This window comes from Dietzia massiliensis, assembly GCF_018390595.1.
Taxonomy (GTDB): domain Bacteria; phylum Actinomycetota; class Actinomycetes; order Mycobacteriales; family Mycobacteriaceae; genus Dietzia; species Dietzia massiliensis.
On the sequence record NZ_JAHBAV010000020.1, the window covers coordinates 44,779 to 55,999 of the forward strand.

The window sequence follows — 11,221 nt, forward strand, 5'->3', positions numbered from 1 at the left end:
GTGGTCGGCATGACGTCCGGACGTGTCGTGTTGGCGGCCACCCCCATCGGGAACCCGGGTGACGCCTCGGATCGCCTGCGCGACGTGCTGGCCACGGCGGACATCGTCGCCGCGGAGGACACCCGGCGGCTGCGGTCGCTCGCGACGGCCCTGGAGGTCACCATCCGCGGCCGCGTGATGAGCTTCTTCGAGCACAACGAGGCGGGCCGCGTGCCCCAGCTGATCGACCGGGTCCGCGCGGGCGACACCGTGGCCGTGGTGACCGACGCGGGCATGCCGGCGGTGTCGGATCCCGGGTATTCGCTGGTGGTGGCGTGCATCGAGGCGGGCCTTCCGGTGACGTGCCTGCCGGGGCCGTCGGCGGTGACCACCGCGCTGGTGCTCAGCGGCCTGCCGGTCGACCGCTTCTGCTTTGACGGGTTCCCGCCGAGGCGGGCCGGCCGCCGCCGGACCTGGCTGGCGCGCCTGGCGGCGGAGGAGCGCACGTCCGTGTTCTTCGAGTCCCCGCACCGGCTGGCCGACACCCTCGCCGAGGCCGCGCAGGTGCTCGGCGCTGACCGCCGGGCGGCGGTGTGTCGCGAGCTGACCAAGACGTACGAGGAGGTCCTGCGCGGGACCCTGGGTGAGCTGGCCGAGCGGACGGCGGGCGGCGTTTTGGGTGAGATCGTCGTGGTGGTCGAGGGTGCCGACGCCGCCGGGTCGACCGCCACCCTCGAGGACCTCGTGGAGGTCGTCGAGGAGCGGGTCGAGGCGGGGGAGCGGCTCAAGGACGCCTGCGCCGCCGTGGCCGAGGGGTCGGCGGTGACCAAGCGGGACCTCTACCAGGCCGTGCTCGACTCACGCGCCTGAGGGGCGGGGCGGCTCAGAGCCAGGGCGCGGGCCCGCCGCCCCAGGTGAACGCCGCCTTGTGCACGCATTCGTCCCATTCGGCGTCCGGGTCGGAGTCGATGGTGATCCCGCCGCCCACCCCGAGTTCGCAGCGGCCGTCCGGCGCCACCTCGAGGGTGCGGATGGCCACCGCCAGGTCGAGGGTGTCGGCGGTCGCGAACCCGTAGGTGCCGCAGTGCAGGCCGCGGGACCGCGGCTCCCAGCCGGCGATGAGTTCCCGGGCACGTTGCTTGGGGGTCCCGGTGACCGAGGCGGGCGGGAAGGTGGCGGCCACGAGGGCGTCGTGGTCCACCGAGGTCCGCGCCGTGACGGTGGAGACCAGGTGGTGGACGCCGGGCGCGGGACGGACGGCGAGCAGGTCGGACACCCTCACCGAACCCACGTCCGCCACACGTCCGAGGTCGTTGCGTGCGAGGTCGACGATCATGATGTTCTCCGCGACGTCCTTGGCGGAGGCGAGGAGCTCGGCGGGGTCGCGGTCGGCGGGCACCGTGCCCTTGATGGGGCTGGTGCGGACGTCGTCGCCGGTGCGTACGAGGAACTCCTCGGGGGAGAAGGCCAGCACCGCGCCCCACTCGCCCTCGAGGTACGCCGACCGCGCGGCGGGGGCGCGGCGGGCCAGGGAGAGGAAGGTCTCGAGCGGGTCCGCGCGGAGCCTGCCGTCGAGGCGGGTGCTCAGGCAGGTCTGGTAGACCTCGCCGGCGCGGATCGCCTCGAGGCAGTCCACCACGGCACGTCTGTGCGCGCGTCGGTCGGGGGCGGCCCAGGTGAGGGGGATGCCGACCTCGTCGTCGTCGCCATCGTCCCCGTCGTCACCGGCGCCCCCGGATGACGGCGGCCCGTACCGTCGGACCACCTCGTGCGGGTCGGGGGCGGTGCCGTCGCCCCGCCACCGGCCGTCGGGGGCGAGCGTGAGCCTGCCGGTGGCCGTGCCGCGGACCGCCGCGGGCAGGAGGGGGGCGTCGTCCGGTACGTGGTCGGGGAAGGAGCGGAACCCGACGACGACGAGGTCGCCGGCCACCGAGAAGACCTGCTCGGGCCGGGTCGGCCGCAGGTCCACGGACGGGATGATCACCGCCGAGGAGCCGCACCAGTCGCCGAGGAACGCCGCCGGGAGACCGATCCCGAGGGCCCGCGACCGCTCGTGGAGGGCGCGGAGGAGCGCCGGCACGGTGGGGGTGGAATCGGGCACCGTCCGATCGTGCCACCCCGGGGCGTCGAACCCACGCCAGGGTCCGATAAGCGCGTTATTATCTTGCGCTCACCTTAGATTGTTGACAGGGTTCGACGTATGCCAAAGTCACGAGAGAAAGCTTTCGACGCGTCGAATGACGGCCCAGAGGACCCTGTGCGCGGGCCCCGTCCGGGCGTCGACTTCACGGTCCTCGTGCCCACCACGATCATCGCGCTCATCGTGGTGCTCTGGGGCTCGTTCTACACGAATTCGTTCGAGAACGCCGCCGGTGAGGCGTTCTCGTTGGTGGTGGACACGGTGGGATGGCTGTTCATCCTCGTCTCGACCACAGTCGTGGTCTACGCGATCTACCTGGCCCTGTCCCGGTTCGGCGGCATCCGCCTGGGCGGTGACGACGAGAAGCCGGAATTCTCCACGCGGTCGTGGATCGCCATGATGTTCGCCGCGGGTATGGGCATCGGGCTGATGTTCTACGGCGTGTCCGAGCCGCTCACCCACTTCCAGGAGCCGCCGCCGGGGCAGGAGCAGCAGTACGACGTGGCCATGGCCACGACGACGTTCCACTGGACCCTGCACCCGTGGTCGATGTACGCGATCGTCGGGCTCGCGCTCGCGTTGGCCGCCTACCGCTTCAAGCGCGGCCACCTCATCTCCCAGGCCTTCGTCCCGCTCATCGGCGAGAAGCGGGCCGCGGGGTGGATGGGGAGAGTCCTCGACATCGCGACCATCCTCGCGACGATCTTCGGCACCGCCGCCTCGCTCGGCCTGGGCGCCCTGCAGATCCGCGCCGGGCTCAACGAGACCGGCGCGGTCAGCGGTGGCGGCATCGCCCTGGTCGTGGGCGTCATCGTGGTCCTGGGCCTGGTGTTCCTCGCCTCGGCCGCCTCCGGGATCAGCCGCGGCATCCAGCTGCTGTCGAACATCAACCTCATCCTGGCCGTGTCGCTCGCGCTGTTCGTGGCGATCTTCTCCGGCGCCCTGTTCTTCATGCTCGACCTCATCCCCACCACGATCGGCACCTACTTCTCCGACTTCTTCGACATGGCCTCCCGCACCGCGGTGAGCGAGAACGGTGAGGCCGCCGAGTGGCTCTCCGGGTGGACGGTCTTCTACTGGGCGTGGTGGATCTCCTGGTCGCCGTTCGTGGGCATGTTCCTGGCCCGCATCAGCCGTGGGCGCACCGTGCGCGAGTTCATCATCGGCGTGGTCCTGGTCCCCAGCACCCTGTCGGTGGTCTGGTTCTCCATCTTCGGTGGCTTCGCCCTCTATCTCGAGGAGGCCGGACGCAGCGTCTTCGGCGACGGGGCACTCGAGCCGCAGCTGTTCAACCTGCTCCGCGAGCTGCCGCTCGCGCCCGTGCTCATGGTGGTGGCGATGGTCCTCATCGCCATCTTCTTCATCACCTCCGCGGACTCGGCGTCGATCGTCATGGGCGGGATGGCCCAGCGCGGCGTGGAGGAGCCGACCCGTTGGCTCGTCATGCTCATGGGGTCGTTCACCGCCGCCGTGGCGATCATCATGTTGGTGGCCGGTGACGGTGGCGGCAACGCCCTGTCGAGCCTGCAGAACATGACGATCATCGCCGCCTCGCCGTTCGTGCTGGTGCTGATCGCGCTGTGCGTGTCCATCCACAAATCACTCTCGCGGGATCCCGCGGCCGAGGAGGCCTGACGCGACCCCGGGGGCGCGCCGGGCGTGCGGGTGTACGCCCGGCACGGCCTCCGCGGACGTGACCACTACTCTGTAACCCATGGCGAAGACAGTCCTGACCGCGGTCGCATGGCCGTACGCGAACGGCCCCCGGCACATCGGACACGTCTCGGGATTCGGGGTGCCGTCGGACGTCTTCTCGCGCTACCAGCGGATGGCAGGCAACGACGTCCTCATGATCTCGGGCACGGACGAGCACGGCACGCCGCTGCTCGTGCAGGCCGAGAAGGAGGGCGTGCCTGTCCAGGAGCTCGCGGACCGCTACAACCGGGTCATCGTGGACGACCTCGCCGGCCTGGGGCTGAGCTACGACCTGTTCACCCGCACCACCACGCGCAACCACTACGCGGTGGTGCAGGAACTGTTCCGGGGCCTGCACGCGAACGGCTACATGGTCGCCAAGACCACCACCGGTGCGGTGAGCCCGTCCACCGGGCGGACCCTGCCGGACCGCTACATCGAGGGCACCTGCCCCATCTGTGGTGACGACGGCGCCCGCGGGGACCAGTGCGACAACTGCGGCAACCAGCTCGACCCGGCGGACCTGAAGAACCCGGTCTCCAAGATCAACGGTGAGACGCCGAAGTTCATCGAGACCGAGCACTGGTTCCTCGACCTGCCCGCGCTCGCGGACTCGCTGGGGGACTGGCTCAAGGGGCGGAAGGACTGGCGACCCAACGTCCTCAAGTTCTCGCTCAACCTGCTCGAGGACCTGCGCCCGCGCGCGATGAGCCGCGACATCGACTGGGGGATCCCCATCCCGGTGGAGGGGTGGCAGGACCGCGGCGACAAGAAGCTCTACGTGTGGTTCGACGCCGTGGTCGGCTACCTGTCCGCTTCCATCGAGTGGGCGTGGCGCTCTGGTGAGCCGGAGGCGTGGCGACGCTGGTGGACCGACCCGGAGGCCGTGTCCCACTACTTCATGGGCAAGGACAACATCACGTTCCACTCCCAGATCTGGCCGGCCGAGCTCATCGGCTACGACGGCCGGGGCTCCCGCGGCGGTGAGCCGGGGGCGCTGGGCGCGCTCAACCTTCCCACCGAGGTGGTCTCGAGCGAGTTCCTCACGATGTCCGGGTCCAAGTTCTCGTCCTCGCGCGGCGTCGTGATCTACGTCCGGGACTTCCTGGCCGAGTTCGGCCCCGACGCGCTGCGCTACTTCATCGCCGTGGCGGGGCCGGAGAACCAGGACACCGACTTCACCTGGGACGAGTACGTGCGCCGCACCAACGCCGAGCTCGTGGGCGGCTGGGGCAACCTCGTCAACCGCACCGTGTCCATGGCGCACAAGAACTTCGGCGAGATCCCGCGGCCCGGCACCCTCACCGACCTCGACGCCGAGCTGTTGCGCGACGCCGAGTCCGCTTTCGCGACCGTCGGCGCGCACCTGGAGCGTTCCCGGTTCAAGGCCGGCGTCACCGAGGCCATGCGGATCGTCGGCGCGGCCAACCGCTACATCGCCGCCACCGAGCCCTGGAAGCTGGCCAAGGAGCCCGAGCAGCGCGAGCGCCTGGGCACCGTCCTGCACACCGCACTGCAGGTGGTCTCCGACGCCAACACGCTGCTCACCCCGTACCTGCCGTCCGCCGCGCAGCAGATCCACGGCGCGATCGGCGGGCAGGGTGTGTGGGCCGCCGCCCCGCAGGTCCACGAGGTCACCGACGACATGCCGGTCGAGCTCGTCGGCGAGGGGCTGCCCGCCGCCGGCCGCACCTATCCCGTGATCATGGGCGACTACGCCGCCGAGCAGGCCCGCTGGGGACGCACCGAGATCGCCCCCGGCACGCCGCTGGCCAAGCCCAGCCCGCTGTTCGCCAAGGTCGACCCCGAGCTGGCGGAGACCGGCCCCAGCTGGGCGCCGATCCAGCACCCGACCGACGGCGGGGAGGGCTGAGCGTCCGCCATGGGTAAGCGTAAGTCCCGCCCGACCCCTGTCCTGCCCGAGGCGCTGCCGGGGCTCGTCGACGCGCACACGCATCTGTACTCCTGCGGGCACCGCACCGCCGACGAGGTGCGCGCGGCCGCCGACCGGGCCGCGCTCGCCGGCGTCGCCGCCATGGTGACCGTCGGCGACGACCTCGCCGAGTCCGAGGCCGTCGTGGCGGCCGCCGAGGCCGACGATCGGGTGTACGCCGCCGTCGCCGTGCACCCCACCCGCGCCCGCGAGGCCACCGACCCCGAGCGCGGCGAGCAGGTCCGCGCGCGCCTGCGCGAGCTCGCCGCCCACCCCCGCGTCGTGGCGGTGGGGGAGACCGGCCTCGACCACTACTGGGTGGGGAAGATGGACGACTGCGCGGAACCGGCCGAGCAGGAGGAGTCCCTGCGCTGGCACGCGGGGCTGGCCGCCGAGCTGGGCAAGTGCCTGATGATCCACAACCGCGAGGCCGACGCCGACCTCCTGCGCGTCCTGGGCGAGGTCGCCGGCCCGGACTCCGGCATCCCGCACGTCATGCTCCACTGCTTCTCCTCGCCGCTCGACGTCGCGGAGCAGGCACTCGAGCGCGGGTACGTGCTGTCCTTCACCGGCAACGTGACGTTCAAGGCCAACGAGCACCTGCGCGAGGCCGCCCGCCTGGCGCCCGCCGGGCAGCTGCTCGTGGAGACCGACGCCCCCTACATGGCCCCCGAGCCGTTCCGGGGGGCTCGCAACGAGCCCGGTCTGGTGGGGTACACCGCCCGGGCGATCGCGGCGGTCCGCGGGCAGTCGCCGGAGGAGTTCGTCGCCGAGGTCGCCGACACCGCCCGCGCCGTCTTCGGCCTCACCCTCTGACGGCGGGCCGGTCGGCGGGGCCCGTGTGACTCGAGGTACGAACGGGACTCGCGGGGATTGTGTAACGAAACGTGACCTGAACACCTTGTCGTCGTCGTCACATCAATGCACGTCAGGGGGTGGCGCGTTGCCGACGCTCCACCGCCTCGTTACGCTACCGTGATGAAACGCGGACGGCCGTACGGTCGTTCACGGGCGATACGAGGAGAGAACCGACCAGTGGCTGACGACGCGCGGACCGACACCCCCACGGGCGCCCGACCCGACGGGACGCGGGGCCTGCTCGACCCCATCCACCGCCTCCACGGATCCCGCTCCACCATGCTGCGGCTGTCCGTGGCCGGGATGCTCACCACCCTCGTCGTGGGCGGTGTCGCGGCGCTGGACCAGCGCACCACCTACACCCTCGAGGTCGACGGGTCGCCCGTGGAGCTCGTCACCTTCAGCTCGGACGTCCACGCCGCGCTCGAGGAGGCCGGCTACAGCGTCGACGAGCGTGACGTCGTGATCGCGCCCGACGACCGGCTCGGCGACGGTGACACGGTCACCCTCCTGCGCACCCGCCCGGTCACCCTCGAAATCGATGGCCGCAGCGAGCAGGTGTGGACCACCGCCACCACCGTGGCCGACCTCGTCTCCGAGCGCGGCGACATCCCGCCGCGCAGCTACGTCACCCCGCGCATCGACACGGACGTCCCGCTCGACGGCGCCACCGTCTCCGTGGTGACCCCGCGCGAGCTACTCCTGTCCGACCACGGCGGCCCGGCCACCCCGTTCGCCTCGCCTGGCGACACCGTCGGCGAGTTCCTCGAGCGCGCCGGTATCACCCTCGGCCCGCAGGACACCGTCTCCCCGCCCGTCGACGCGCCCGCGGAGCCCGGCACCGCCGTCACCATCACCCGCGTGGCCGTGGCGACCGAGACCGCCGTCGAGCCTTACGACGCACCCGAGCAGACCGTCGAGGACCCCGAGGCGTTCGAGGGCGAGCGCACCGTCACCGAGCCCGGCACCCCCGGCGAGCGCGAGGTGCACTACACCGTCACCCGCGTCAACGGCGTCGAGACCCAGCGCGAGCGCAGCGTCGAGAACGTCCTCACCGAGGCCCGCCCCGCCGTCGTGCGCGTCGGCACCAAGCCGCGACCGGCCGTGCCCGAGTCCTCCCGCGGCGGCGTGTGGGACTCGATCGCCGCGTGCGAGTCCGGCGGCAACTGGAGCATCAACACGGGCAACGGGTACAGCGGCGGGCTGCAGTTCGCGCCCAGCACCTGGACCGCGCACGGCGGCGGGCAGTACGCGCCGACCGCCAACCTGGCCACCCGCGAGCAGCAGATCGCGATCGCCGAGAAGGTCCAGGCCTCGCAGGGCTGGGGCGCCTGGCCCGCCTGCACCGCGAAGCTGGGACTGCGCTGACCGGCCCGGACGCGACCTTCCGCGGGCAGGCCGAGCTCCTCGGCCCGCAGGAGGTGCGCGCACTCGCCGTCGAGCTGGGCGTCACGCCCACCAAGACCCTGGGCCAGAACTTCGTCCACGACGCCAACACGGTCCGCAAGATCGTCACCGCGTCCGGCGTGGGCCGAGACGACACCGTGATCGAGGTCGGTCCCGGGCTCGGGTCGCTGACCCTGCCGCTGCTCGACGCGGCCGGGCGCGTGGTGGCCGTGGAGATCGACCCGGTCCTCGCCGCGCGGCTGCCGCGCACGGTCGCCGAGCGGGCGCCGCGGCTGGCCGGGCTGCTCACCGTCGTGGGCGCCGACGCCCTGGCGGTGTCCGCGGCCGACCTGGGCGAGCCGTCGCCGACCGCGCTGGTGGCGAACCTGCCCTACAACGTGTCGGTGCCGGTGCTTCTGCACCTGCTCGCCGAGGTGCCGACGATCCGCACCGCGCTGGTCATGGTGCAGCTCGAGGTGGCCGACCGCCTGGCCGCCGCGCCCGGCTCGCGCGTGTACGGGGTGCCCAGCGTCAAGGCCGGGTTCTTCGGCACCGTCCGCCGCACCGGCGTCGTGGGTCGCAACGTCTTCTGGCCCGTGCCCAACGTCGAGTCCGGCCTCGTGCGCATCGACGCGTACCCCGAGGCGCCGTGGGACCTGGGTGCCGAGCACCGCCGGCGGGTGTTCGCCGTGGTCGACGCCGCGTTCGCGCAGCGGCGCAAGACCCTGCGCGCCGCGCTGTCCGGCTGGGCGGGCTCCGGCGCGGACGCCGAACTCGCCCTCACCGAGGCCGGGGTCGACCCGCGCGCCCGCGGCGAGCAGCTCACCACCGCCGACTTCGTGCGCGTCGCGGAGGCGGCGGCGCGGCTCGGGATCGGGCCGGGGCGCCGCGAGCCGTAGGCTGGTGGGCATGCCCCGCGACGTGTTCACCCCCGACGGCGCGCGCGCCGTGACGGCCGTCGCCCCCGCCAAGATCAACCTCCACCTGGGCGTCGGCGACGCGCGCCCCGACGGCTACCACGACCTGCTCACCGTCTACCGGGCCGTGGACATGTGGGAGCGCGTCACCGTGTCGTTCGCCGGCGGCGCCGCCGGGTCTGGCGACGACGACGAGATCACCGTCACCGGGCTCGGGGCCCCGCAGGTGCCCACGGACCGGACCAATCTCGCCGCCCGGGCGGTCGATCTGCTCCGCGAGGAGGCGGGGTCGGACGCCCGGATCGCCATCCGGATACACAAGGGCGTCCCCGTGGCCGGCGGGATGGCCGGCGGCAGCGCGGACGCCGCGGCCGCCCTGGTGGCCACGGACCGGCTGCTCGGTCTGGGACTCGGCCGGGCGGCGCTGGAGGAGCGGGCCGCGCGGCTGGGCAGTGACGTGCCCTTCTGTGTGCGCGGTGGCACCGCGCTGGGAACCGGGCGCGGCGAGAAGCTCGCGACGCTGCTGCACGCGCGCGCCGAGCAGCACGTCGTGGTGGCACTCGCCGACGGCGGACTGTCCACCCCGACGGTGTTCGCCGAGCTCGACCGGCTCCGCGCCGAGCGGTCAGTGCCGCGCGCTGGCGGCGTCGAACTGCTCGTCGAGGCCCTCGCCGGCGACGACCCCGCAGCCGTCGCCGCCCTGCTGGCCAATGACCTGGAGCCCGCCGCACTCTTCTTGCGGCCCGCCCTGCGCAAGACGCTGCGCACCGGGCAGGAGGCCGGCGCCCTGCACGGCATGGTCTCCGGCTCCGGCCCCACCTGCCTGTTCTTCTGCTCCGACCGCGACCACGCGATCGCCGTGGCCGCGGAGATCAGCGAGTCCGGCGTCGCCCGCGAGGTGCGCGTCACCCGCGGCCCGGTCGGCGGCGCACACATCATCAGCGACGACCCGTCCGGCGTCACCGTCCCCGGCGTCGACCCCACAGGAAAGTAGAGATGGCCCCCACCAACCTCATCAACCTCGAGCAGGGATCGATCTCCTTCGGCATCCGCCAGGTTCTCGACAACGTCTCCCTGGGCGTCAACGCCGGTGACCGCATCGGCGTCGTCGGCCTCAACGGCGGCGGCAAGACCACCCTCCTGGAGATCCTCACCGGCGTCGCCGAACCGGACTCCGGGCGCGTCTCCCGCGTCTCCGGCCTGCGGATGGCCGTGGTCACACAACGCACCGAACTCGCCGCCGACACCGTCGGGGAGGCCGTGGTCGGCGGGCTCGGGCTGGCCGTCCACGAGTGGGCGGGGGACGCCCGCGTCCGCGCGGTCCTCGACGGCATCGGCATCCACGACCTGGGGCTCGAGACCCCCGTCGCGGACCTGTCGGGCGGCGAGCGACGGCGGGTGTCGCTGGCCGCGGCGCTCGTGAATGACCTGGATCTGCTGGTCCTCGACGAGCCGACCAACCATCTCGACGTCGAGGGCGTCCAGTGGCTCGCGGACCACCTCGTCGGGCGATCGAGCGCGCTCGTCGTCGTCACCCACGACCGGTGGTTCCTCGACACGGTGGCCACCCGCACCTGGGAGGTTGTCGACGGCCGCGTCGAGCAGTACGAGGGCGGCTACAACGACTGGGTCTTCGCGCGCGCCGAGCGCGACCGGCAGGCCGCCGCCACCGAGTCGCGGCGGCAGAACCTCATGCGCAAGGAGCTCGCCTGGCTGCGCCGCGGCGCCCCCGCGCGCACCTCCAAGCCGCGCTACCGGATCGAGGCCGCCGAGGCCCTTATTAAGGACGTGCCGCCGCCGCGCGACTCCCTACAGCTGTCGAGCTTCGCGGCGCGGCGGCTGGGCAAGGTCGTGGTGGAGCTCGAGGACGCGCGCCTCGACGCCCCCGACGGCCGGACCCTCGTCGACGACCTCACCTGGCGGCTCGCGCCCGGCGAACGCGTCGGCCTGGTCGGCGTCAACGGCTCCGGCAAGACCACCTTGCTGCGCGCCCTCGCGGGGGCGGCTCCGCTGGCGGCCGGCCGGCGCAAGGAGGGCAAGACCGTTCGCATCGGCTGGCTCAAGCAGGAGCTCGACGACCTGCCGCTCGACCAGCGCGTGCTGGAGGCGATCGAGGACGTCGCCACCCGCGTGGCGTTCGGCAAGGACGAGCTCACCGCGTCGCAGCTCGCCGAGCGGCTCGGCTTCTCGCCCGCCCGCCAGCGCACGCCAGTCGGCGACCTGTCCGGCGGCGAGCGGCGGCGGCTGCAGCTCACGCGCGTGCTCATGGACGAACCCAACGTGCTGTTGCTCGACGAGCCCACGAGACATCTC

At 72.7% G+C, this 11,221-nt stretch carries 9 protein-coding genes; 8 read left to right on the forward strand and 1 reads right to left on the reverse strand.

What is annotated here, in order from left to right; genetic code table 11:
* Positions 1–9 precede the first annotated feature (9 nt).
* Positions 10–849 carry a 16S rRNA (cytidine(1402)-2'-O)-methyltransferase gene (gene rsmI / locus KHA85_RS07820; RefSeq protein ID WP_213185370.1) on the forward strand — a complete coding sequence of 280 codons (840 nt, stop codon included), beginning with the start codon at positions 10–12 and terminating at the stop codon, positions 847–849.
* Between the two features lie 13 nt (positions 850–862).
* On the opposite strand, the gene KHA85_RS07825 is transcribed toward rsmI, so the two are convergent.
* On the reverse strand, positions 863–2,080 hold the full coding sequence (locus tag KHA85_RS07825; protein WP_213185371.1) for an aminodeoxychorismate synthase component I: 1,218 nt from the start codon (positions 2,078–2,080) through the stop codon (positions 863–865).
* Positions 2,081–2,236: 156 nt separating this feature from the next.
* Between KHA85_RS07825 and KHA85_RS07830 the strand changes: the two genes are divergently transcribed.
* The 7 genes from KHA85_RS07830 to KHA85_RS07860 all read left to right on the forward strand — a co-directional run.
* Positions 2,237–3,754 (forward strand): BCCT family transporter, encoded by a 1,518-nt coding sequence (locus KHA85_RS07830; protein WP_308936892.1) that lies wholly within the window; start codon positions 2,237–2,239, stop codon positions 3,752–3,754.
* Between the two features lie 79 nt (positions 3,755–3,833).
* Complete coding sequence (gene metG, locus KHA85_RS07835; RefSeq protein WP_213185373.1) at positions 3,834–5,687, forward strand: methionine--tRNA ligase; 1,854 nt, start codon at positions 3,834–3,836, stop codon at positions 5,685–5,687.
* A gap of 9 nt (positions 5,688–5,696) precedes the next feature.
* Positions 5,697–6,563 carry a TatD family hydrolase gene (locus KHA85_RS07840; RefSeq protein WP_213185374.1) on the forward strand — a complete coding sequence of 289 codons (867 nt, stop codon included), beginning with the start codon at positions 5,697–5,699 and terminating at the stop codon, positions 6,561–6,563.
* A gap of 219 nt (positions 6,564–6,782) precedes the next feature.
* Entirely contained in the window at positions 6,783–7,973 is a 1,191-nt protein-coding gene (locus KHA85_RS17940; protein WP_213185375.1) for a resuscitation-promoting factor, read from the forward strand.
* Positions 7,970–8,890, forward strand: coding sequence for a 16S rRNA (adenine(1518)-N(6)/adenine(1519)-N(6))-dimethyltransferase RsmA (rsmA, locus tag KHA85_RS07850; protein ID WP_213185379.1), 921 nt, complete (start codon positions 7,970–7,972; stop codon positions 8,888–8,890). The genes KHA85_RS17940 and rsmA overlap by 4 nt, the downstream gene beginning before the upstream one ends.
* 10 nt (positions 8,891–8,900) lie before the next feature.
* A complete protein-coding gene (locus KHA85_RS07855; protein ID WP_213185376.1) occupies positions 8,901–9,902 on the forward strand; it encodes a 4-(cytidine 5'-diphospho)-2-C-methyl-D-erythritol kinase in 1,002 nt (333 codons plus the stop codon).
* 2 nt (positions 9,903–9,904) lie between these two features.
* On the forward strand, positions 9,905–11,221 hold a 1,317-nt coding region (locus tag KHA85_RS07860), incomplete at its 3' end, for an ABC-F family ATP-binding cassette domain-containing protein (protein ID WP_213185377.1).